At 68.3% G+C, this 21397-nt stretch carries 19 protein-coding genes and 3 pseudogenes; 13 read left to right on the top strand and 9 right to left on the bottom strand.

The genetic code is table 11. The features are described from left to right. Positions 1–38: 38 nt before the first annotated feature. A pseudogene (locus tag ACMTAK_RS39605) lies at positions 39–470 on the bottom strand (LysR family transcriptional regulator); the annotation flags it as partial. Here ACMTAK_RS39605 and ACMTAK_RS39600 point away from each other — a divergent pair. The 3 genes and pseudogenes from ACMTAK_RS39600 to ACMTAK_RS39590 form a co-directional block, all read left to right on the top strand. Then, positions 372–657 (top strand): annotated as a pseudogene (locus ACMTAK_RS39600) (carbonyl reductase); the annotation flags it as partial. The pseudogenes ACMTAK_RS39605 and ACMTAK_RS39600 overlap by 99 nt on opposite strands. After that, complete coding sequence (locus tag ACMTAK_RS39595) at positions 540–926, top strand: aldehyde dehydrogenase family protein (RefSeq protein WP_413810606.1); 387 nt, start codon at positions 540–542, stop codon at positions 924–926. The pseudogene ACMTAK_RS39600 and the gene ACMTAK_RS39595, both read left to right, overlap by 118 nt. Continuing rightward, positions 914–1177 carry an aldehyde dehydrogenase family protein gene (locus tag ACMTAK_RS39590; protein ID WP_413810605.1) on the top strand — a complete coding sequence of 88 codons (264 nt, stop codon included), beginning with the start codon at positions 914–916 and terminating at the stop codon, positions 1175–1177. Before ACMTAK_RS39595 ends, ACMTAK_RS39590 begins: the two co-directional genes overlap by 13 nt. Positions 1178–2014: 837 nt before the next feature. On the opposite strand, the gene ACMTAK_RS39585 is transcribed toward ACMTAK_RS39590, so the two are convergent. The 3 genes from ACMTAK_RS39585 to ACMTAK_RS39575 all read right to left on the bottom strand — a co-directional run bounded on the left by ACMTAK_RS39585 (position 2015) and on the right by ACMTAK_RS39575 (position 5144). Continuing rightward, positions 2015–2461 (bottom strand): DUF6262 family protein, encoded by a 447-nt coding sequence (locus ACMTAK_RS39585; protein WP_413810604.1) that lies wholly within the window; start codon positions 2459–2461, stop codon positions 2015–2017. Beyond that, positions 2458–4314: a tyrosine-type recombinase/integrase gene (locus tag ACMTAK_RS39580; RefSeq protein ID WP_413810603.1), complete on the bottom strand. Its 1857-nt coding sequence runs from the start codon at positions 4312–4314 to the stop codon at positions 2458–2460. Before ACMTAK_RS39580 ends, ACMTAK_RS39585 begins: the two co-directional genes overlap by 4 nt. A 281-nt stretch (positions 4315–4595) precedes the next feature. Then, a complete protein-coding gene (locus ACMTAK_RS39575; protein WP_413810602.1) occupies positions 4596–5144 on the bottom strand; it encodes a tyrosine-type recombinase/integrase in 549 nt (182 codons plus the stop codon). A 189-nt stretch (positions 5145–5333) separates the two neighbouring features. Between ACMTAK_RS39575 and ACMTAK_RS39570 the strand changes: the two genes are divergently transcribed. Genes ACMTAK_RS39570 through ACMTAK_RS39560 form a run of 3 tightly spaced genes read left to right on the top strand, consistent with a single transcriptional unit; the run spans position 5334 to position 9498 of the window. After that, positions 5334–6461, top strand: a complete 1128-nt coding sequence (locus ACMTAK_RS39570) for a tyrosine-type recombinase/integrase (protein ID WP_413810601.1) — start codon at positions 5334–5336, stop codon at positions 6459–6461. Beyond that, positions 6458–8953 (top strand): tyrosine-type recombinase/integrase, encoded by a 2496-nt coding sequence (locus tag ACMTAK_RS39565; protein WP_413810600.1) that lies wholly within the window; start codon positions 6458–6460, stop codon positions 8951–8953. Before ACMTAK_RS39570 ends, ACMTAK_RS39565 begins: the two co-directional genes overlap by 4 nt. Positions 8954–8976: 23 nt before the next feature. Then, positions 8977–9498: a DUF6262 family protein gene (locus tag ACMTAK_RS39560; RefSeq protein ID WP_413810599.1), complete on the top strand. Its 522-nt coding sequence runs from the start codon at positions 8977–8979 to the stop codon at positions 9496–9498. A gap of 90 nt (positions 9499–9588) precedes the next feature. Here ACMTAK_RS39560 and ACMTAK_RS39555 read toward each other — a convergent pair whose 3' ends face one another. Beyond that, positions 9589–10257 carry a site-specific integrase gene (locus tag ACMTAK_RS39555; protein WP_413810598.1) on the bottom strand — a complete coding sequence of 223 codons (669 nt, stop codon included), beginning with the start codon at positions 10255–10257 and terminating at the stop codon, positions 9589–9591. A 119-nt stretch (positions 10258–10376) separates the two neighbouring features. Between ACMTAK_RS39555 and ACMTAK_RS39550 the strand changes: the two are divergent. Then, positions 10377–10472 (top strand): annotated as a pseudogene (locus tag ACMTAK_RS39550) (IS5/IS1182 family transposase); the annotation flags it as partial. A 178-nt stretch (positions 10473–10650) separates the two neighbouring features. Here the strand turns inward: ACMTAK_RS39550 and metF are convergent. Then, positions 10651–11568, bottom strand: a complete 918-nt coding sequence (metF, locus tag ACMTAK_RS39545) for a methylenetetrahydrofolate reductase [NAD(P)H] (protein ID WP_413810597.1) — start codon at positions 11566–11568, stop codon at positions 10651–10653. 241 nt (positions 11569–11809) lie between these two features. Between metF and ACMTAK_RS39540 the strand changes: the two genes are divergently transcribed. Both ACMTAK_RS39540 and ACMTAK_RS39535 read left to right on the top strand, forming a co-directional pair. Beyond that, a complete protein-coding gene (locus ACMTAK_RS39540) occupies positions 11810–12046 on the top strand; it encodes a hypothetical protein (protein ID WP_413810596.1) in 237 nt (78 codons plus the stop codon). 108 nt (positions 12047–12154) lie between these two features. After that, complete coding sequence (locus tag ACMTAK_RS39535) at positions 12155–12955, top strand: integrase (protein WP_413810595.1); 801 nt, start codon at positions 12155–12157, stop codon at positions 12953–12955. 448 nt (positions 12956–13403) lie between these two features. Here the strand turns inward: ACMTAK_RS39535 and ACMTAK_RS39530 are convergent, their stop codons facing one another. Beyond that, positions 13404–14357, bottom strand: coding sequence for a tyrosine-type recombinase/integrase (locus ACMTAK_RS39530; RefSeq protein WP_413810594.1), 954 nt, complete (start codon positions 14355–14357; stop codon positions 13404–13406). Positions 14358–14561: 204 nt separating this feature from the next. Between ACMTAK_RS39530 and ACMTAK_RS52715 the strand changes: the two genes are divergently transcribed. Then, positions 14562–15646, top strand: a protein-coding gene (locus tag ACMTAK_RS52715) for an IS630 family transposase (protein WP_461773830.1) whose coding sequence is annotated in 2 segments (ribosomal slippage) — positions 14562–15087 and positions 15087–15646 — 1086 coding nt in all. Because the reading frame shifts where the segments join, the coding sequence is not laid out codon by codon here. A 49-nt stretch (positions 15647–15695) separates the two neighbouring features. On the opposite strand, the gene ACMTAK_RS39515 is transcribed toward ACMTAK_RS52715, so the two are convergent. After that, positions 15696–16595 (bottom strand): DNA methyltransferase, encoded by a 900-nt coding sequence (locus ACMTAK_RS39515; RefSeq protein WP_413810592.1) that lies wholly within the window; start codon positions 16593–16595, stop codon positions 15696–15698. Further along, positions 16595–17371 carry a hypothetical protein gene (locus ACMTAK_RS39510; RefSeq protein WP_413810591.1) on the bottom strand — a complete coding sequence of 259 codons (777 nt, stop codon included), beginning with the start codon at positions 17369–17371 and terminating at the stop codon, positions 16595–16597. The genes ACMTAK_RS39515 and ACMTAK_RS39510 overlap by 1 nt, the downstream gene beginning before the upstream one ends. 706 nt (positions 17372–18077) lie before the next feature. Between ACMTAK_RS39510 and ACMTAK_RS39505 the strand changes: the two genes are divergently transcribed. The 3 genes from ACMTAK_RS39505 (at position 18078) to ACMTAK_RS39495 (ending at position 21396) form a co-directional block, all read left to right on the top strand. Beyond that, positions 18078–19067: a hypothetical protein gene (locus tag ACMTAK_RS39505; RefSeq protein ID WP_413810590.1), complete on the top strand. Its 990-nt coding sequence runs from the start codon at positions 18078–18080 to the stop codon at positions 19065–19067. After that, complete coding sequence (locus ACMTAK_RS39500) at positions 19058–19489, top strand: pilin (RefSeq protein WP_413810589.1); 432 nt, start codon at positions 19058–19060, stop codon at positions 19487–19489. Before ACMTAK_RS39505 ends, ACMTAK_RS39500 begins: the two co-directional genes overlap by 10 nt. A gap of 95 nt (positions 19490–19584) precedes the next feature. Then, positions 19585–21396 (top strand): hypothetical protein, encoded by a 1812-nt coding sequence (locus ACMTAK_RS39495; RefSeq protein WP_413810588.1) that lies wholly within the window; start codon positions 19585–19587, stop codon positions 21394–21396. Position 21397: the final 1 nt, after the last annotated feature.

Here is a 21397-nt window from a genome sequence, read left to right as displayed (position 1 = left end):
TGTTGCCCGAACGAACGAGTCGCCTGCGGGGCTTACGTGAGGGCGAGGTCGGGGCTGCCAGCCCGCAGGCGCACCAGCGACGGGATGCTGCCCTCCCGGCCGACGACGTGCAGGCCGGGGTCCGTGTGGCGCAGGGCGGCCAGGGCGCGGGGAAGCAGGAAGGCGCCTGCGCTGAGGAACCATCCCAGACGGACCGTGCCGGCCTGCCCGGGCAGGCCAGAAAGCTCGCGCGCGGGTTGCGTCGATCTCATCGAGGACGGTCGTCGCGCGGCGCATAACGACCCGGCCGGGCTGAGCCGCACGCCGCCGCGCCGCCGCTCCAGCAAATCGGCACCCGCAGCCTGATCGATCGCGGCGATCTGCCGGGACACCGCGGACTGGGTGTAGCCCAACGAAGCGGCGGCCGCGATAAAGGTTCCCTGCTCGCGACGGCGCTCGTCGTGGCCAGCAGCCTGGGCATCCTGGGTCATCTCGACCGCCGACTGCACCACTTGTTCGACGGAACGAGCCTGGATCAGGTCGAGTACGCCGGTGGAGTCGTGGCACAGCGCCATCCACCACAAGACCGTGCAGGAGGCGGGCTGTCCGGTCTGGCTGAAGGTGCCCTCGAAGGTGGCTCAGGTCACCACCGTCCCCGCCCCCGCTCCCGGTACACGGAGGTGGAAAACACCGTCACTCCGTCCCTATCTGTGGGGGACCCGCTGGACCCCGCCACCCGGATAAGACCACTGGTGTCGGCGCGCCAACGCGACCGTGTCGAGGGGTATGTCGCCAGCAGACTCAGCGAGGGGCCACGACTCACTACGGGGGGGCGACCGGCACAAGGGTCTCGATCAGGGCTGGTTCGTCGAGCCGACGGTCTTCTGCGACATCGACAGCGCGCACCATCGCGCGGGAGGAGATCTTCGGGCCGGTGCTGGCGGTGATTCCCTATGGGTCGGAGGAGGAAGCGATCGCCATCGCCAACAGCAGCGAGTACGGACTGGGCGGAACGGTGTGGACGGCCGACCCCGATCGTGGTGAGGCGCTGGCCCGCAAGGTCAGTTCCGGCACCGTAGGAGTCAACGCCTATGTCAACGAGCCCACCGCGCCGTTCGGCGGTGTCAAGAACAGCGGCCTCGGACGGGAACGGTTTTTAGGGCGCGGGGACGCGGATGCGTCCCCGCTACCCGACTGATCAGCCCTGTGGGTGCCGGGAATTATGTCACCCAAGCTGACCTGCTGGTTCGGATCTGCCCCCAGACCTCAGGGGGCTTCCCGGGCGGCCGGATTGCCCGCGCCGCTCGACGGTGTGTACACCCACCTTGGTGACGAGGCTGGTCTGGCCGCCGTCTCACAGCGCAGTCGCGGGCTGGGCTTCGGCGGTCGCATGTGCGTCCACCCTCGACAGGTCGATGTGGTTCACCAGGCATGGCTACCGACGAACGCCGAGCTGGAATGGGCCCGGCGGGTCGTGCAGGCCGCCGGGGACTCCGATGGCGCCGCAGTGCGCGTGGACGGACAGATGATCGACTGGCCACGCCTGCAACGGGCTCGATCACTGCTCGATGCGTGTCGAGCGACACCTCTTGGTCAGCCAGGCCGGGAGGGCCGCGTCTGACCTCCTGCCTGGACAGCCTGGACGCGGAATCGGAGGCGGCCGGAACCGGCACAGGAATGCCTTCTGAAGAACGTCGATCTTGTGCCACTGACGATCTTCGATTACGTCTGGGTCGTGGTTTTCTGCTTGAGGCATTGAGTTGTGTTCATCCTGAACGTGCAGGTCACGGGGGTGGCATGGGTGGATGAGTCGTGCTCGTGCTGGTCGTCGGGGCCTGTCTGCGGTGAAGATCGGCTGTCAGCGGGCGATCTCGTGCTGGTTGAGGGCCAGCAGCGCCCGCACGAGCCGGGTGGCCCAGCGCACGTCGAGGCGGAGCATGGTCAGCACACGCCAATTCTTGAGTTATCGCCGGTTTGATCTTGAGGTCGGCGTATTTCTCCTGGTTGCACTGTTCCTGAGATTGCTGCGACGTGGTCAGCAGGGCCCGATGATGCTGGTCTGCGCGGGAGGCACGGAGCCGTCGCGGCGTGCGACTTCGCGTCGGAGTTCGAGGTTCTCGCCGTGCGCCTGGGCGAGCGCCTCTCGCAGCTCCTTGTCTTGGTCGCGGAGTCGCTTCTTCAGCCTTGCGATGTCCGTGGTGAGCGCGAGGACGATGTTGTTCTCGCTGGCGGCATCCGAGGGCCGTGGGGATGCGGCCTGGTTCTGCTGCCGGAGCTGTTCGATGCGATCGCGCAGGGTGGGATGGGTGTAGAGGAAGGAGTGGGAGACGCCGGCCTCGCGCTGGACGGCCTGGAAGGTGATCGGCTCGCCGCGCTTGATCAGGGAGCGGATGGCGATCTCGGCCGCCTTCGTCTTGGCTTCGGACTTGCGGCGGGCGGCCTGGCCGAGGGTGTCGATGCGGCGTTGGCGCTGGTCGGTCATGGCTGCGGCTTCCGGTGGCGGGTGAGGTCGATGGACACGGGGACCGGAGTGCCGGGGCTGCCGGCCCCCTGGACGGCCCGGCCGGGGCTGGCCTGCATCGCCGTCAGCAGCTTGACCAGGGCATCGCATTCGGCCTCGCGCTGGATCAGCCAGACGTTGTCGGCGGGCATCGGATGGCCATGACGGTGGTGGAACTGCGCGGAGGTCCGCTCGACCAGCGCACTCGTCTCCTCCAACTGCCTTTGGAGGGTGGCGAGGTGGCTGTCATCGGTGACGAAGACCCCGCAGGTCAAGCACGCGTTGCCCTTCTCGCAGCTTTGCAGGGGCGGCAACAGGCAGTAGCCGTTGGGCAGGAACCGGTCCGCGCGGTCGAACAGGTGCATTCTGTCATGGTCTTCCTGAGAGAAGACCACGCGGGTGCCGTCGGCTTTGAACTTCAGGGTCGCCAGGAACGCCTGCTCGGCGTGTTCCTCGCGGCGGGCGACGTAGTGCATCGACATGGTCGGGTTGGTGTGCCCGGCATACCGCTGCAGGACGTGGACCGGTAGCCCGAGCTCGGCGAGGCGGGTGAGCTTGGTGTGCCGGAACCGGTGGGTGTGGCTGAGCCGGACCAGCCGTCCGGCGGAGTCCACGATCTTGGCCTGCGCGCTGAACTTCCATAGCACGGCTCCGTAGTTGCTTCTTCCGTAGGGCTTGGTGCCGTGGACGTTCGCCAGACGCTGGAGAAAGAGGAAGCGCGGTTCCCGCGCGGGGAAGCGCTCGCGCACCCACTGCTGCTGTTCCTCGATGACGGCCACGACCTCGGCGTCGACCAGGATGGTGTCCGGCGCGTCGTCGATCTTGCTTTGGGCGTAGTGGAAACGCGCGACCTGTTCACCCTCGGCGGCCTCGATGGCGCGGTCGGTGGCCGGGGAGAGGCAGTTGAAGAGGCAGAGACAGATCTCGCTGGCCCGGCGTCCGGTAAGGATCTGCAGCAGGAGCATGCGCGTCGCCTGCGGGTCACCGCCGCCCATGAGGGTCTTCTCGCCGTCCGCCGTGGACGCGGTCGCGGTGTGCGTGCCCGGTTCCCCGAGCAGGGGGAGGCAGGCCGTGATCTGGGCGAGGGCGTGGTCGTCGACGAAGTGTTCCTCGACGACCGGCGGTGGCTGGTTGCGCAGGCGGCCGACCTGCCGCATCCAGACCGCCGGGTGCGTGTCGGTCAGCTCGTCCCACGGCGTCGGGCCCAGGGCCCGCACCGCCTCGGGGCGGTTGTCGATCAGGAAGGCCATCAACTCGGCGATGGCGCGCAGGTCCTGGTTGATCTGCCGCACCGAGGTGCGCTCTGCGCGGCGGCTGCCGGGGCGGTTGGCCGGGTCTTGGGCCCACAGCCGGAACGCTGCCGCGAAGCCGGCAGCGCGTGACAGGTCGCCGACCGCGGCGGCGGGCTCGTCCAGCGTGGCGAGCCACCGGTCGAAGCGCAGGAGCGACAGGATGCGGTTGGCGACGATGGTGGTCCAAGTCAGGGCCCCGGACTGGAGTTGGGTCCCGAGGTGCCACTTGATCGCGTCCCGCACCCAGGGCAGCCGGGCCGATCCTGGCGAGCACCCCGTGGTGGCCAGCGGTTCGCGGTCGCGCAGTGGGATGCGGGGATCGCAACGCGGGTTCCAGGTGTCCAGCTCCCACCAGGCTCCCGGGTGGAGACGCGCCTGCAGGGCCAGGCGCGGATAACGCAGGAGGTTCTCGAAGCGTTCCCGGCCGCCGGTCGGGGACGGCAGGCGGTTGTTCCGAGCGTGGAACCAGGTGTTGTAGAGCTTGACGAGGTCGTCCCTCGGGGTGTCGGCCAGCGAGGGGGGGCAGGGGCCGCCCGGTGACATCGGCCCAGGCCAGGGCCTCGGCGAGCTGCCCGAGCGCAGGGACGGAGACCTGGACGCCGTCGCGGAACTGCCAGTGCGCCATCCACGCGATCTCCGTTCGCAGATCGGGACGGACGCCGTGCAGCTTGAGGAGGCGGCCGCGACCGCAGGCGATGCGCGTGGCCCAGTCCTCGATGCCGGGGCCGATCACCTCGCCCCGCCAGTCGGCCGGGAGGTCGGCCAGGAGGCGGGTGAGGGGATCGACGTCGCAGGTGAGGCCGGCGCGGAGGGAGATCAGACGGTCACCGGTCATGGTCGGCACGCCACCCTTCGGTGTACTGCTTCCAGTTCGCCGCCGCCCGCAAGGCCTCGTCCTCGCTGACCCAGCCGTAAAGGTCCAGCGTGGTCTGCACGTGGGCATGACCGAGGCGGCGGGAGACCACCCAGTCCGGGGTGCCGGCCAGCAGAAGCGCGGTGGCGTGACTGTGCCTGAACCAATGGGCGGTCCAGCCTGCGGGGCCGATGCCGTGGCGCCGCAGGGCCTCGATCTTGTCGCGGACCGTTCCCTCCCGGAGGGCGGCGAGGAACGGGGGCCGGTGCAGGTTGACGAACAGTATGTCGTCGGCACCGATCGGCAGCCCCAACTCCGCAGCTTTCAAGGAGAGTTGGGTCAGGTAGTCCGCGTAGAGGCGTTCCAGATCGGTGCCGACGTAGACGCGGCGGGGGCGCATCATCTTCACCCGGGCCCCGTTGGCGTTGCCCTCGCGGGGGACGATCCCCACGTACGGCGTCCCGCCGCGACCCATGACGAAGTCGCTGATCCGAAGGCCCAGGGCCTCGCCGATCCGCATCCCTTCTCCGGGGTTTCGCAGCCTGTTGCGCTATGTCGCTTGATCGAATGGATCGAGGCGATGGTGCGGCACGTCTCCGGGGGTGTGGTGCTCGTGGCTGATAGTCCTTCAGGCTGTCAACCCGGGAGTGAGTGAAGACAAGTGCGGGCTTTTCCGGTGAGGTTGCCGTCCGGTCAGCGGTACTGGACGGTGCTGGATGAAGATCTGCAGGTGGTAGCCGTCGCCGACGGTTTCCTGAGGCATCAGCGGTTCGGACGCGACGGCGCGGAATCCACGACGAAGGCGTACGCGCACGCGATCGCGCTGTTCTTGCGCTGGTGTGTCAGGACGGGCCGGTCCTGGCAGACCGGTGCCGGGCAGCTGGGGTCGTTTATGACGTGGCTGGCCCATGCCGGGCCGAGCGTTTCGGGCTCGGCAGCCCGCGCGTCCGTGGTGCTGGCCGGCCCCGGCGTCCGGGCGGCTCGCTCGCCGTCGCGGATCAACGGCGTGCTCACCGCGGTGCGGGGCATGGTGGTGCACGCGGTCGCCGAGGGCCATGGGCCTTCGGATCTGGTGTCGCTGCTTTACGAGGTCGCCGACGACTGCGACCTGCCGGCGGCCGCCCGCAGCGAGGACGGGTCGATGACGTGGCGGATGCGGGCCCGCCACCGGCTGCACGAGCCGGAGACGGCGGTGGACCGGGCCGGTGAGGAGGACATCGTCGCGCTGCTGCGGGCCTGCCGCTCGGCCCGGGACCGGCTGATCGTGCTGCTGATGGCCCGGGCAGGGCTGCGCCGCGGCGAGTTGTGCGGGCTCCGCCGCAGCGACGTCCATCTGCTGTTCGACTCCCGCGCGTTGGGCTGCGAGATCGCCCGGGCCCATCTGCACGTGGTCCGGCGCGAGGACAACCCCAACGGGGCCTGGGCGAAGTCCCGACGACAGCGGCCGGTCCCGTTGGACTTCGTCACCGTCGGCGCCTTTGACACCTACGAGTTCGAACGCCTGCGGGTTCGGCAGGCCACGGACAGCGACTTCGTGCTGGTGAACCTGTCCGCCGGGCAGATCGGCGCTCCCATGCGACCGGATGGGATCGGCGAGTTGCTGGCCGCACTGTCGGCCCGCGCCGGCTTGGCGACTCAGGTCCGGCCGCACCAGCTGCGCCACGCCTGCGGCAGCAACATCGCCGACGCCGGATGCGGTGTCGACGTGGTCGCCGAACTGCTCGGACACGCCTCCATCACCTCCTCGCAGGTATATGTGCATCCTGACTCCTCCCGGCTGCGGGCCGCGGTCGACCAGGTGCCCAGCCCGCGCGAGCAGGCCGGAGCCATCCGATGACCGCCGCGATGCCGCTGACGGCGGCGCCGTCAGCCGAGGCGTCGTATGCGATGACGCATGTGCTTCACGGTGCCGTACTGTCCGGGACGGCTGCCACGCTGGCCGGGCTGTTGGATCCGGCGTTCCTGGCCGAGGCTGGCTGGGATCCGGCGGTGCGGCTGTTGTCACTTCCCGCGCGGCACCCGCTGCTGGGGCGGACGCTGTGTCGGGTGGATGGATGCGAGGCCACCGCCCACGGCACCAAGAGCGGCGGCTTGTGTCATCGGTGCCTCACCCGGCTGACCAGGGCCGGGATGAGCCTGGAGGACATCGACGCCGCCACGCAGCTGCCACCAGCCCCGCCGGTGTCGTCCCAGTGCGCCGTTACCGGCTGCCTGCGCATGTCGCCGGCGGGCGGCCGGTCACGGACGCGGATCGGGCTGTGTCAGGCTCATCTGCGCCGTCTGCGCCGCACCCCAGGGTTGTCGGTGGAGAGGTTCCTGGCCGATCCCCGTGTCAAGCCGCTGCCGGCGCTGGGGCCGTGCATCGTCGCAGCCTGCGTCCGCCGCGCCGAGAGCGAGCACGGCCTGTGCCCGACGCACTATGTCAGATGGCGAGCGGTCATCGGTCGCGTCCCGGGGACCGACCAGCAGAACTGGTGTCTCACCGCGTCGGCGGTTGCCGAGAGCGGTCATGTCAGCCTGCGCGGACTGCCCGACCTGGTGGTCGTCGAGATGCTGTTCGGCCTCCAGCAGCGGGTCCGCAACGGGGCCAAGGTCAACGAGGTGAGCCTACGCGCGGTCGCCGACTCGCTGCGCCACCAGCAAGCCGTATCGATCACGCAGTGCGACGTCGACCGGGTTCGCGCCGGCAGGCCCGCCCGCGCACTGGCGCGGAGCCTGATCCGCGACATCCGCCGGGCGCTGGCCGACCCCGGCAGCGAGCAGACGAAAGACCACTGGGACCTGGGCGTCTTCGGCCATCCCGGGCGGCTGTCGTTCACCGGGATCCGCCAGAGCTGGCTGCGGGCCGCAGCGAAGCTGTGGGCCGCTGAGGAACTGCCCCGCCACCGCGGCGCCGGCGCCAACAACGTCCGGGAGAAGGTCAAAGCACTGGCGCGGCTGTCCGAAGTCCTGCACCTGCGACCCGACCAGGGAGAACACCTGACGGCCCTCGGCCGGTCCGACATCGAGAACTTCCTGAACCGGCTCGCTTTCCTGGAATCGACCGGGCAGATCAGCCGATACCGCCGCAACGTGATCTGCCGCGGAGCCCGCGCGGCCCTTGCCGGGATCCACGCCCGCGGCCTGACCCGGGCCGGGCAGGTCGCGGCCGGGCTTTCCGGCGCATTCACCGTCGGCATCGGCGACATCCCCGCCGAGCCCGAGCGCGGCGAACCCGGCCGCGATCTGCCCGCCGAGATCATGACGGTGCTCTGCGCGAACCTGAACAGCCTGGAGCCCGCCGAGGTCAAGGCCGCTGTCCAGATCGCCATCGACACCGGACGGCGCCCCGAGGACATCGTCGCCCTGCCGTTCGACTGTCTGCGACACGACAAGGACGGCAGCCCCGTGCTCGTCTACGACAACGCCAAGGCCGACCGGCTGGGCCGCCGCCTGCCGATCAGCGCCGCCACCGCCGCCGTCATCACCAGCCAACAGCAGCGGGTCCGCGATCAGTTCGGCGACACCCCGATCGCCGAGCTCAAACTGCTGCCGGCCCCCAGGCGCAACCCCGACGGCCGCAGACCGATGACGATCTCCATGCTGGAAGGCCGCCACCGCCTCTGGGTGGACGGCCTGGGCGAGCTGCGCACTCGCGACGGCGTGACGTTCGACAGCGCACGGGCGGTGCCCTATGCCTATCGGCACTCCTATGCCCAGCGCCACGCCGATGCCGGAGTGCCCATCGACGTCCTGGCCGACCTGCTTGATCACCGGAATCTCAACGTCACACGCGGGTACTACCGCATTGGCGAAGACCGCCGCCGCGACGCCGTCGACAAGGTCACCGCGCTGAGCTTCGATCGCCACGGCAACCGGATCTGGCACCAGGCGGCGGCACTGCTTGAGTCCGAACACGCCCGCTATGCCCTCGGCGAGGTCGCCGTCCCCTACGGCCGCTGCACCGAGCCCTCCAACGTCCAGGCCGGCGGCGGGGCCTGCCCGGTCCGGTTCCGCTGCGTGGGCTGCGACCACTTCCGCACCGACGTCTCCTTCCTGCCAGATCTGACCGCCTATCTGGACGATCTGCTACGCACCAGGGAACGCCTGGCCGCTGCGGTCGACGGCGTCGACGAGTGGGCCCGGCTTGATGCCACCCCCACCGAGCAGGAGATCGCGCGGATCCGACGCCTGATCAGCAGGATCAAGACCGGGTTGTCCGATCTCGACGACGCAGAGCAGGCCCGCATCGACGAGGCTGTCGCGGTGGTGCGAAAGCACCGCGCTGTGTCGTTGGGCATGCCCACCCTCCGCGTCGGGCCCACCGCGCCTCTGGAGGAAACCGCATGACCGCAACTCCACGCAGCGACAGCATGCGCAAGGGACGCCAAGCGGACTCCGCTCGCCGCCGCCAACGCGTCACCGCCGTGATCCAACAAGCAGCGGCCGAAGGCATCGAGATCACCGTCTCCGGCATCGCCCGCGCCGCCGGAGTCGATCGCAGCTTCCTCTACCGGCACCACGACCTGCTGGAGAAGGTCCACGCCGCCGAGGCCGTGCCGCCAGCCGACGCAGCCGCCATCGGGCCTGCCGTCTCGCGCGCCTCGCTTCAAGCCGACCTGCTCGCGTCCCACGAACGCGCCGTCCGCCTCGACGCACGCAACCGGCTGCTGGAACAACGCCTGTCCGAAGCCCTCGGCGCGCAGGTCTGGCGCGAGTCCGGCCTCGGCGCCCCCATCGACATCGACGCCCTCCAACAGCGCATCACCCACCTCGAACAGCAGGTCCTCGATCTGCGTGCCCAGCTCGAAGAACGCGATGACGACCTGGCTGCCGCCCGCGCGACCAACCGCGAGCTCATGACCGAGCTCAACACCGCTCACCACAACAGGTGAACCCCCGCGAGCCGCGTTGCACTACACCTGTCGCACTCGATAGCGTTCCTGCATCAGCCTTTGAGCTGCGCAAACGCGAGGAACGAGCCGCTAAGACAGAGCTCGAACCCCGGAGAACACGCCGCTCTCCGCCAGCAGCGCGAACAGGAAGCGGTCGCGGAGATTCCCCTGCCATTCGCCGTGCTCGTCGTCCCAGACCGCGCAGCCGTCCAGGATCTCCTGGATCTGCCGCGGCAGCAGTACCGGTGGCCGGTCCCGGTGAGCGGTCCGGCGCACCCGCACCAGCGAAGACGCGGCCGGAGCCGAGCCGGAGTCCAGGTGAGAGAGCGTCGCCCGGCCCGGGGCCCGGCGCGGGGCGCCGCGCAGCAGCCGGTCGGCGACCGGCACGTCGTGCACCGCCGCCTGCCAGCGGTAGAAGGAGACCAGCGCGGCGAGCCGGGACTCCAGCGTCGCAGCCTGCGGGCCGTCATCCCCGAAGACCAGGGCGTGCTCGACCGTACGGCCGTTGCGCAACCAGGACAGATAGGCGGTCACGGCCGGGACACCGACCCCCCGCCACTCGTCAGCCGCGTCGCGCTGTTCCAGGAAGCTCCACCACTGCGCGAGCGCGGTGGCGTAGGAGCGGACCGTGTTTGGGGACCACGCGGTGCGGTGGGCCTCCAACCACTCCTCGACCGGGGCCACGGTGCGGTAGGCGCGGTCGACGACGGTCCAGGTGCCCTGCCCACCAGGCGGCTTGGCCGTGATGCTGTATGCCACTGCGCTCGTTCACTCTCGTCGAAGAATTACCGCTGATAGCGCTGACTCAACGAGAGGCAGAGGGCGCGAGTAACGCTCGTCTCAGACATAGATGAGAGTGGCTGAGGTCCCGGGGATAACTTAAGTGCTGGCGAATCCTGCGAAAGCTCCGCTGCAGCACCACCCGGATCACCGCCGTCGTCCGAGCCGTCGTCGCCCTCGAACTCGCCAACTGATCAAGACGGAAAACCCTCACTGTGTGCGGTGACGGCTGGATCGCTATAGGTCGAGCGGAGGGTGCACCTGCTCCCATCAAGGCGGAATCCCCCGGTCATTCCGTGGACGCCGGGAGCAGAAGCTGACATCACGCATCCAAGTTCAGCGGCTGATGGTCTTCTACAACTGCCCTCCTGCTCACGACTGCTGATGCAATCCGAGACTCCTGTAAATCTCGAGTGTCGCCGTGGAGTTGTTGAGCGTGATGAAGTGCAGTCCGGGGACACCCTCGGACAGCAGCCGCGCGCAGAACTCCGTGGCGAACTCGATGCCAATGGAGCGTACGGTGGCCGGATCATCTTTGACGGCGAGCATGCGCTCTTTCACGGCTGCGGGGAAGACTGCGTTGCTGAGCTGCGGGAGCCGGTCGAGCTGCTTGATGCCCACAACAGGCATGCACTCGGGGATGATGGGGGTGTCGCAGCCCGCCTTCTCGACTCTGTCGCGCAGCCGCAGATAGTGCTCCGGGTCGAAGAACATCTGGGTGATCGCGTAGTCGGCGCCCGCGCGGCACTTGTCCACGAAGTGCCGGATGTCCGTGTCCCAGTCGGTCGAGCGCGGGTGCATCTCGGGGAAGGCGGCGACGCCGACGCAGAAGTCCCCGGACTCCTTGATCAGCCGGACCAGGTCGGCAGCGTACCGCACACCCTGCGGGTGCGGAATCCACTCACCCATCGGGTCGCCAGGCGGGTCACCGCGCACCGCGAGGATGTTCCTGATGTCGGCATCGGCGTATTGACCGATCATGTTGCGCAGTTCAGCGATGGTGTGGTTGACCGCGGTGAGGTGCGCGACGGGCGTAAGTGTGGTGTCGGCCGCGATCTCCTGGGTGGCCTTGACCGTCCCGGACCGGGTGGAACCGCCGGCCCCATAGGTCACGGAGACAAAGCTCGGGGCCACCGCCTCGACCCGGCGCAGCGCGTTCCAGAGGTTGCGCTCGCCCTTCTCGTTCCTCGGCTCCCAGAACTCGAAAGAATACGACGAATTGCCGGTTGCGAGCAGTTCGCGCACTGTGCGGGTGCGCACTTTTTGGGTCGAAGGTGTTCCAAGGGCCATAGCCGCAGGCTAGTCGCGCTCGGACGGGCGCCCAACCGCAGTCCACCCGTCGGACGCCACTCGCTCCGCTGGCAGCACGAGAGTCCGTCAGAGCCTGGTCGTGCGTGGATCCTGGTAGCGCCTGCGGGTGCCGATAAATCATCCACGCAGGTCGGTAGCCTGATCACGGATCTTCGGTTCTCCTCGACATTCGCCCAAGTGCCTTCACCCGCAAAGGGCCGGGGCGGCATCATGATCTGTCGTGCCGCTGCGCCTGCCCTACCTCGCCACGACCAACGCCCTGGCGCTCCTACGCCTCCTGCCGATGAGCGACAGAGAAAAGGACACCGAGATCCTCGTCCTCCGGTACCAACTGCTGGTCCTGCAGCGTCAGGTCGGCAAGCCGAGCTTCACCGACAGCGACCGTGCCTGTGGGGCTCGGTTATTCATCGCTGCTGGTGAAACGCCCCACCCGGCGTGCAGAGGGCTGCGACCATGATGGGAATCGTGTCGCTCCTGTACCAGGTGACTCGACGCCTTCTCTCCGTCCCGACGATGTTTCTGCGGCGGGACACCTCGAAGGAGGCCGAACTTCTGGTCCTGCGCCATGAAAACGCCGTGCTACGACGCCAACTACAAGGACGAGCACGGTACGAACCCGCGGAACCGCCTGTGGTTCGCCTCCCTGTCCTCACCAATCCCCCGCCACCGCTGGGCCAAGGATTTCCCCATCGCACCCAGCACGCTGTTGGCCTGGCACCGCAACCTCGTCGCCCGCCGATGGGACTACTCCCGACGACGCCGCGGTCCCGGACGGCCGCCCACACAGGCCGCCGTCAAGAACCTCCCACCGCGCCTCGCCCACGAGAACCGCCGATGGGGCCACCGCCGGATTCAAGGTGAACTGGCCCGGCCCGGACACCCGATCGCCGCCTCCACCGCCTGGCAGATCCTCCACACCGCAGGAATCGACCCCGCACCAGGCCGCACCGGCCCAACCTGGCGCGAGTTCCTCTCCACGCAGGCCACCAGCCCGATCGCCTGCGACTTCCTCCACATCGACACCATCAGCCCGCAACGTCTCTACGCTCTGATCTTTCTCGAACACCGCACCCGGCGCCTGCACATCGCCGACGTCACCGCACACCCGACCGCTGCCTGGGCCACCCAGCAAGCCCGCAACCTCACCACCGACCTGGACATACGCACGGACTCGCTGCGCTTCCTCATCCGGGACCGCGACAGCAAGTACACCGACGCCTTCGACGCCGTGTTCCAGGCCAGCGCACCGCCCCCACCGGGCCCGATGCCAACTACCAACTGCCTCCCCAAGCTCACGGACAACCACCTCCAGTCCTGGAACCGGCCAGCCGCAAAGCCCTGCACACCCGCATCCTCGGCGGCGTAATCAACGAGTACAGATATGCCGCTTGACCAGGAGCGACGATTATTCGAGGCCCACACGCGGCGCCCTGGCGCCACCACCAGGCGGCCGGGACACGCACATCCGACTTCTATCCGATCGCGTCCCGGTCACCGTACGTCCTGCCTGCGGCCCGTCGTCCCGCGATCATCCCTCGCTGCGCCTTCGACGCCGCGCCTCAGCGGAGCGGCGCGCGAGTCGCAACATGTAAGCCGTTCGGGCATGCACCGCCATCTGTCGGCGGACCTCGGCTGGGAGAGCGTGCTCTGGGTCCACCTGGCGTTCGAACCGCTCGAGGAACGCCGCTGTACCCGCCGCCGTGCGAGCCGTTCGGTCGCTGGTGTTCGCCCAGGACGCGTGAGCAGCCGTCCTCGCCCGGTACCTCCGTTGCTGTGCGGTCAGACCCGGCTTAGGTACTCGGCTTTGAGAAGGTTCAGACATGGTCCCCGATTCCCATCCTGACTTGGGTTTCCTGGGCACGTTCCGCTGCCGCGCTGGCACCGTAATGGCGAGGCATGTCATCGGAAGTCCACCCCATCAGCAGCATCAGGTCACCGCTGTCACCCCTGGCCCGCTTCCACGCGTGAGCGAAGGTGTGCCGCCAGCGGTGGGCATGGATACCGGTCAGTCCAGCGGCCAGCCCGCGTCGCCTGATCATGATCTTGATGCCGTTTGGGGCCAGTGGCCGACCGCCACGGTCGGCAAGCCATAGGTCTGGCAGCATCGCGCCGTTGTGCTGGGCACGAGCCCGTAGGTAGCGGCTGAGGGCTCGAGCGGTTCGGTGGCCGAAGCGTACGCGACGGTCCTTGCTGCCCTTCCCGTGGTAATGGACCGAGTCAGTGTTCAGATCGATGTCCTCCACCTTGAGGAAGCCGACCTCGGACAAGCGCGCACCGGTATTGCACAGCAACCGGATGATTGCCTCGTCACGGACCTGTATGAAGGATTTACCTCTACAGGTGGCCAGGATCTTGGATGTGTCGTCGTCCTGCATGATCGGGATGAGCTTCTGGGCGGTCCTAGGCTGCTTGACATGTTCCATCGGCGAGCGGTCGATCTCTGCCTCGTCGACCGTCAACCACTTGAAGAACTGCTGCAGCGCCTTGTGCTTGTTCAGCGCGGTCGCAGCTGACCGGCTGCTGATCATCCACGATTGGAATGCCTCGATGTGCGGCTTCTTGACCCTCGTTGGATCTTGCGCTCCCTCTGCGCCTTCCAGGCCCATACCATCCAGGTATCGCGCCAACTGGGCCACGGCCAAAATGTAGTTGTAGCGGGTGGTTTCGGGATAGTTCCCCGCCCTCAGCGTCCGGTCCCAATCCCGCAGAAATCCTGCCCAGGTCCCCGACACACCCAACGTGATCTTGTCCAGGTTCAACAGCCTCATCTGCACTCCCGGGTCGGTGTCCTCCCTCACATCAAAAGACCGAGGTTCAACGCGTTCTTGGACACGGGATGCCCGGATCATCTGTTTTCACTGACGCGAGCAGCCCAAGGCCAGCGCCTCGACCGCGTCTCCGGTGTTACTGACCTTTGCGGCGTGATGTCGTTGGGGGCTGACGATGTGTGATCGTCGCGGTATGCCGGTTGTATGAGATATCCGCAGGGTGGTGGGCTGACGCCTGGACGGCAGGCGTTTCGAGAGCGGATCCGGCTGGAGGCCGCGGAACGATTCGCCGCCGGTACCTCCAACGTCGAGGTCGCCAAGGACTTACGGGTGAGTGTGCGCTCGGTGCAGCGCTGGCGCCGGGCCTGGCACGACGCCGGCACCGAGGGGCTGCGGTCTGCCGGGCCCGTCTCACGGCCCAAGCTGAGTGAGGCCCTGTTCACCGTGCTCGAGCAGGAGCTCGCCAAGGGGCCGGTCGCGCACGGCTGGCCGGACCAGACGTGGACACTGGCAAGGATCAAGACGCTGATCGGGCGCCGGTTCCACAAGAGCATGACGCTGTCGGCGATCGCGCAGATGCTGCACCGGCACGGCTTCAGTCACCAGGTTCCGGCCCGCCGGGCGGTCGAGCGCGACGAGGAGGCCGTGGCGGGATGGGTGAAGGAGACCTGGCCGCAGGTGGAAGGTCCGTGGCGGCGCTCGACGCCTGGCTGTGCTTCGAAGACGAGGCCGGCTTCTCGATGACGCCGCCCACCGCACGGACCTGGGCCCGGCGCGGACGCACACCCCTCATCCGGGTCCGGGGACGCTCCCAGCGCCGCTTCTCCGTCGCTGCCCTGGCCTGCTACAAGCCGGGTGAACGCTCACGGCTGATCTACCGGCCCAAGCGGCATGTCGATCACAAGCGGGGCGGCAGACGCAGTTTCACCTGGACCGACTACCGCGACCTGCTCATCGCCGCGCATCAGCAACTCGCCGCACCCCTTGTGCTCGTGTGGGACAACCTCAACGTCCACAAGGACCGCCGACTGCGGGAGTTCATCGACACCCACGACTGGATCACCTGCTACTTCCTGCCAGCCTACGCACCGGACCTCAACCCCGTCGAGGGCATCTGGTCCCTGCTGCGACGCAGCAGCCAGACCAACACCGCCTTCACCGACCCCGACCACCTCATCACCACGCTTCGACACGGTCTCCGCCAGATCCAGTACCGCAGCGAACTCATCGACGGATGTCTCGCAGGAACCGGACTCACCATGACGACATCACGCCAACAAAGTCAGTAGCGGTGACGAACCGTCCGTGTAATACGGAGGATCATGCGGCGGCTCTCCTCTATGAGACGGCCACCCGCTCACGACGGCGAAGCGTGCTAGGCCCAGGCGGTGGAACGGAGAACGCTCCGGCGGCGGTCCGCCGCGGGGTCTGGAAGATCAGCACATCCTGGTGCGCGGTCAGCATGATCGGCTTCCCGTGGGCCCGCCCGTGGCGAGCGACGCTGCGGCGCTGGGCCACCGAGGCGCGCGCTACGAGGTGGGAGCCGCGCAGCTCACCCAGCAGCGCGACGCACCGCTCCACCGGCAGCAGTCCGCCCGCCCACCCAGCACGCACTACATGACCCGGCAGGTCAAGCAGAACATCGCCGCTGCGGTATCGCGGGACCACAACGATCACATGGCCGCCGGGTCGGATCAGCGCCTGGAAGGAGGCCAGCAGCGCATGGAGACGGTCAGTGGCCGCGGCCTCCTTGGCAGCCGTGCCGGTGCCGAACTCATCCGCCGAGTGCACGCACGAGCGCAGAGGGGGACGCCAGGTGGTCAGGAGCAGGTCGCTGTGGCTGGCCAGCCCGGCACGGCGCGTGGCGGTGGCGTCGGGTGGGCTCTCGAGGACCATTCCATCCGGCACAGCGCCATCACGTTTGGTGGCGGTGATGTTGGCACGGGCGATGGCCCGCCACCGGTGGTGGCGGGTGATCCCTATGGCATGTCGTCCGGCGCGTAGGGCCTCGACCAGGACCGTGCCGGTTCCGCACTCCGGGTCGAGCACGGTGTCGCCGGGGCGAGTATATGTGGCGATGGCGTAGCCGGCGATGGCCGGGGGCATGCGGGCGGTGTCCTGGACCGTGGCACGCACGTAGGGGCCACGCGCGAGCTGGAGGGACTCATCATGCTGTCCGGTGGCCCACACTGACAGCGGCGGGCCTACCCAGCACAGCGGCGGGACTTGGTCAGCCATCAGCCCGCCTCCCCGGCTTCAGCAGCTACCTCGGCCCGCGGATGCGCGAACAGATACAGGTCAGAGTGGATGCGCATGTGGCGCGCCTCCGAAGAATCGGCCTGACGTTGCGGGAACAGGGCTGTCGACGCGCGAGGCGGCGGTGCGGTCAGGCCGCTGCGACGGACAGGGGTCTCCAGCAGGACCACGTGATCGAGGGCGGTGAGCCCCGCGCGGTGCGCGGTGTGCGTCAGCAGACTGCTGGGGTCGATCAGGCGCCCCTGCTGGTGGTCACTGTGGGTGATGAACGCCACGGACCCGTTCGGCATCAGGAGATTGCGCCAGGGTGTGTCGGGGACCCAGTTGGGGTCTCGTGGGTCGACGAACGTGATCACAACGTCGTAGCGATCCGGACCGACTGCGGTCGAGCCCGGGTCCGTAGGAAAGTCGGTGTGAGTCGGTGTCGGGGCGGGCGGCTGCGGGGGCAGTCCGAACCCCGACTGGTGGGTGAGTCCGGGATCGGACAGCCGGCTCTTGGCGGGTAGAGCGGTGCGCACGTGGAGGGTACGGCCGAGTCGGGCCGCGGTCTGGGCCGCGTCGGTCAGTCCGGTCAGCAGACCGGGTCCTGACTCAGGCGGGCCTGAAGAACGTTCTGGGTCATCTGTGGATTCACCGTGGCGGGTGGGTGGGGCGAGGAGCAGCACCTGCTGCCCGGCTTCGCTGTAGAGGGCGATGATCTTGACGATGGCCCCCAGAAGCCACCCGGGGAGGACGTCTGCATCCGGGCTCTGCTCCAATGCGACCGGCCAGACCGATCCGGGGCGCGCCCCGTGCCCCCTTAGTGCGGCCCAGGGCGAACTGGCCTGGGCGCCCCCGCTGTTCCGTCGGCCAGAGGGGTCGTCCTGGTGTCGCCTCTCTCCGCCTTGGAGTGGCCTGGTAGCTCGTCGGTTGCGTGTCATACCCGTACTCCTGGGATCCGTAGCGCTGCATGGACACCAGAGAAGACCGGGATCCGGTCCGGTTTTGGACACCGTCGGGCCGAACTCCCTCCCGCCCCTTAAGGTCGCGCCTGATCCGAACGCTCTCTTGGGGTTCTTCGCCAGGATGCCGACAGATAGAAAAACCGGTTCTTCACTGGTCCCCAGGCAATACCTCGGCAGCGCTCCGCGCTTTCTTCGAGAAATTTTCCGCCTCCGAGCCCCCCGTCCGCGTCGAATGCAGGACCCGGAACGCTCGGCCCCAGGGGCCTACCGCACTACTAGGAAACATCTGCCAAGCACATAAAACAGCAGGTCAAAGCAGCTTAAGGGGCGGCTAAGGGCGGGTATCCGAAGCCGTGCCCAGCTGCCTCCACGTGATCGTCTTCAGGCCATAATTAGGAATTCTTTAGCAATGTCGACGGCGCACAAGGTGAGCGCCTTGTTGCCCTCTTGGCTATTTCTTGTCGGCTGCCTGGATTCATGGATGCGTCGTTTTCGCTCCTTGTGTGAAGGAGGGAGTTTCATGACTGGCAGGCGCCACGCCCGTCGCTCGCATCGCCGTCAAGCCCAGCAGTTGCCCCTGGACACAGCTCGGCAGTGCTTTACCTGGCTGGTAACCGGGCCAGATCCCCTGTCGGTGGACGGCCGGAAATTTTCCGGCCTGCCCAACCGCCTAGTCCCGTTGAATGAGCTGCGGCGCCGCATGTTGCAGCGCCGCTGCCCCCGCCACACCCGCGATGCCGTGTGGACCCACCTGGTGCAGCGCTCCCGGGATGAAGGCGCCACCTGGACTCTGGCGTGCACCGGAATGGCGCTGCCCGCCCTGGCAAGCGCCTCGCGATGGCTGGCAGCCCGGTATCCCGACGACGCGTTCGACGTGCACGCGGAGATCCTCTCCGGCTTTCTGTCCGCCCTGGCGGATATCGATCTGAACCGGCCGCGGGTGCTCGTGCGGTTGCGATGGGCGGCCTATCGTGCCGGGCACGCCGCCCTGTCCGAGGCCCTGGACGCCCCCACACCAGTGGCCCACGGCTTCCATTCCTCTCCGCCCAGGCCCCCGTGGGGACACCCGGACCTCATCCTCGCCCAGGCAGTCCGCCAGTCGGTCCTGACTCGGACCGAGGCCGACCTGATCGGCGCAACCCGACTGGAGGAGTCCTCTATTACCGGTTGGGCGGTCGCGAATCGGACCACGACCGACGCCGCATACAAGGCCCGCCAACGTGCCGAACGCCGACTGATCGCCTTCATACGCGATCAAACCCGGGACACCGACTCGAACGACCCGGTGGCCGCCAGCGTGCTCGCCGACCCCGACCGTCCCGCCCGACAACTCCGCTCAGGCTCGTCACGCTCCGTTAGTAATTCGCCAGATGATGCCGTGCCGAGCACCACGCAGAAAGCTCGGGATCCGCTGTCCAATCCGCGGCCCAGGACCGGCCTTCTCGGGTGCGGGGGGAGTTCACCCGCCGCATCGTCCATGCCGTCTCCGGAGGTGCCTCGATGCGCCTGACATCATCGCTGTCCCGCCGCTGCCGACGCGATCGCACCGCCCGCGCCGATCAGGGTGGCCAGCAACGCTCCACGCAACGCCTGGCTGCGTGGGCGGGGCGGTTCCTGCTGATCGTCTGCCTTGTTGTCGCGGTGTCGATCCTGCTGACGTCGGCTGCACAGGCCGAGCCGGTACGGGTCCAGGCGCTGGCCAAGTCGATCAACACGGTCCTGGACAACCTCCGTAACTGGATCATGGGCATCCTGGCAGGTCTGGCCACCCTGTTCCTCACCGTCGGGGGCGTGCGGTACATCCTGGCCGCAGGTGACCCGGGTGAAGTCGAGAAGGCCAAGTCCTCGTTCAAGAGCGCCGGCTTCGGGTACGGGCTGGCCACTCTGGCGCCGCTGGTGGTGGAGATCTTCAAAGGGATCGTGGGTGCCTGATGCCCGCCGCCCCGCCGCCCTCTCCGCCCGTGGCCCGCCGGTACGGCGCGCTCGACAGAGCCTCCGGAGCGCGCTCTCGCCGGCCAGTGGTCCGGATGCGGGCCCTGGGTTCGGGCTTCGCGGTGGTGGTCATCGCGGTGCTGCTTGGCTGGCTGTTGGCGTCGGGTGCGCAGGCCGCACCCGGCGGGCCTTCCCCTGAACCTTCCGGCACCGCCTCAGCCGCGCCCCGCAGTCCGGCGCCGAGTGCGTCGTCCTGGGGCTCGTCGCCAGGGATTCCTCACGTTCCCACCGCAGCGCCTTCGACGACCGAGGGGGATCCGTGTGCTTCTCCGTCGGGCGGGTCGTCGCGGTCGGACTGCATTCCGCAGCCCGGCAGCAGCGGGGCCAGCTCCGTTCCGCTGCCGACCGAAGAACCGGACAGCAGCGACGGTGACGGGGGCGACCCTGGCGGTGTCGTCGGCTGGATCGTCGACGGGATCAACGCCGCCATCACCGTCTTCTTCAAGGGCCTGGTCACCAAGGCACTCAACCCGCTGTTGGACCTTCTCGGCAACACCCTGCTGTCCACCCCGACCCTGGACCAACTACCGCGCATCGGCGAGCTGTGGTCGAACTCCTGGCACATCATGCTGGCCTGCTACGGCATGCTCATCATGATCGCCGGGATCGTGGTGATGGCCTACCAGTCCGTCCAGACCCACTACTCCATCAAGGAGATCGCCCCGCGTATCGTCCTGGGCTTCCTGGCCGCGGCCCTGTCCCTGTTCGTCGCCAACAAGGCCATCGCCATCGCCAACGCCCTGTCCCGAGCCGTACTCGGTGAGGGCGTGGACGAGGACAGCGCCGCGAAGACGCTGCGCAACCTGATCCTCAGCTCCATCAACGGCGGCATCTTCATCATCTTCATGCAGGTGTTCATCGCCGGGATGCTGGTGGCACTCCTGGTCACCTACGCCGTACGCGTCGCTCTGACCATGATCGTGATCGCCGGGGCACCGCTGGCCCTGATGTGCCACGCCCTGCCGCAGACCGACGGCATCGCCCGCTGGTGGTGGCGCTGCTTCTTCGGCCTGCTGGCGGTCCAACTCGCCCAGTCCCTGACCCTGGTCACCGCCCTGCGAGTGTTTCTGGACCCCGACGGCTTCACCCTGCTCGGCCCCAACAAGTCAGGCCTGGTCGACCTCATCGTCTCCCTGGCCCTGATGTACATCCTGTTCAAGATCCCCTTCTGGATTCTCAGCTCTCTCCGCGGCAGCCACCGGCGTTCCATCACCGGAAGCCTGGTGCGCACCTACATCGCCGCCCGAACCTTCGGAGCACTGCGCGGCATGAACTCAACCAGCGCCTTCGGTGCAGTCCCGCGATCCCGCACCGGCAGAAACAGCACACCCATCCCCGCTCGGACCCGCCGCGACACGCGGGCGGCCAGCCCGCCGGTGATCCGGCGCCGCCCGCCCGGACCGGCCCTGTTCCGCGAACCCGTACCCGGAGCAACCCCGCGGTTCGGTCCGCAGATCGGCCCGCCGGGCATGCCCACCTTCCGCACCCCCACCGGCCCATCCGACGACGGCCCGGCCAGCACGCGCTCCACACCCACGCCCCGGCCCACGACACCACCCGGTTCGCCCTCCTTCCGCGCACCCGGATCCGGCACACCCCCACCCGCCCGAGCAGGCCGCCCCACCACGCCACCGGGCCGACCTCGGTTCCAACCGCCCACTGATCCGTCGCCCACACGGCCCCGACGGACCCGTGATCAACCCGCACCAGTGGCCTTCCGCCCACCGATATCCGATCCCGCCACTCCGCGCCCGCAGAAACGCACCAGCGCGCCACCTCCACCGCGCTTCAGCTCCCCACCCCCCAACCGCCCTTCGCCACCCAGTCGAGGACGACGCAGGAACTGAA

The sequence above is a fragment of the Streptomyces lacaronensis genome (genome assembly GCF_047337785.1).
GTDB classification, from domain to species: domain Bacteria; phylum Actinomycetota; class Actinomycetes; order Streptomycetales; family Streptomycetaceae; genus Streptomyces; species Streptomyces lycopersici.
Note: the sequence above shows the minus strand (reverse complement) of the source record. Positions and strands in the feature narration are given on the sequence as shown.

Coding starts and splice junctions, on each gene's coding strand:
- ACMTAK_RS39560 (WP_413810599.1), top strand. CDS start 8,977: ATGCGCAAGGGACGCCAAGCGGACTCCGCTCGCCGCCGCCAACGCGTC.
- metF (WP_413810597.1), bottom strand. CDS start 11,568: ATGGCCCTTGGAACACCTTCGACCCAAAAAGTGCGCACCCGCACAGTG.
- ACMTAK_RS39535 (WP_413810595.1), top strand. CDS start 12,155: ATGAAAACGCCGTGCTACGACGCCAACTACAAGGACGAGCACGGTACG.
- ACMTAK_RS39580 (WP_413810603.1), bottom strand. CDS start 4,314: ATGTCACCGGGCGGCCCCTGCCCCCCCTCGCTGGCCGACACCCCGAGG.
- ACMTAK_RS39505 (WP_413810590.1), top strand. CDS start 18,078: ATGACTGGCAGGCGCCACGCCCGTCGCTCGCATCGCCGTCAAGCCCAG.
- ACMTAK_RS39565 (WP_413810600.1), top strand. CDS start 6,458: ATGACCGCCGCGATGCCGCTGACGGCGGCGCCGTCAGCCGAGGCGTCG.
- ACMTAK_RS39500 (WP_413810589.1), top strand. CDS start 19,058: ATGCGCCTGACATCATCGCTGTCCCGCCGCTGCCGACGCGATCGCACC.
- ACMTAK_RS39495 (WP_413810588.1), top strand. CDS start 19,585: ATGCGGGCCCTGGGTTCGGGCTTCGCGGTGGTGGTCATCGCGGTGCTG.
- ACMTAK_RS39515 (WP_413810592.1), bottom strand. CDS start 16,595: ATGGCTGACCAAGTCCCGCCGCTGTGCTGGGTAGGCCCGCCGCTGTCA.
- ACMTAK_RS39585 (WP_413810604.1), bottom strand. CDS start 2,461: ATGACCGACCAGCGCCAACGCCGCATCGACACCCTCGGCCAGGCCGCC.
- ACMTAK_RS39530 (WP_413810594.1), bottom strand. CDS start 14,357: ATGAGGCTGTTGAACCTGGACAAGATCACGTTGGGTGTGTCGGGGACC.
- ACMTAK_RS39575 (WP_413810602.1), bottom strand. CDS start 5,144: ATGCGGATCGGCGAGGCCCTGGGCCTTCGGATCAGCGACTTCGTCATG.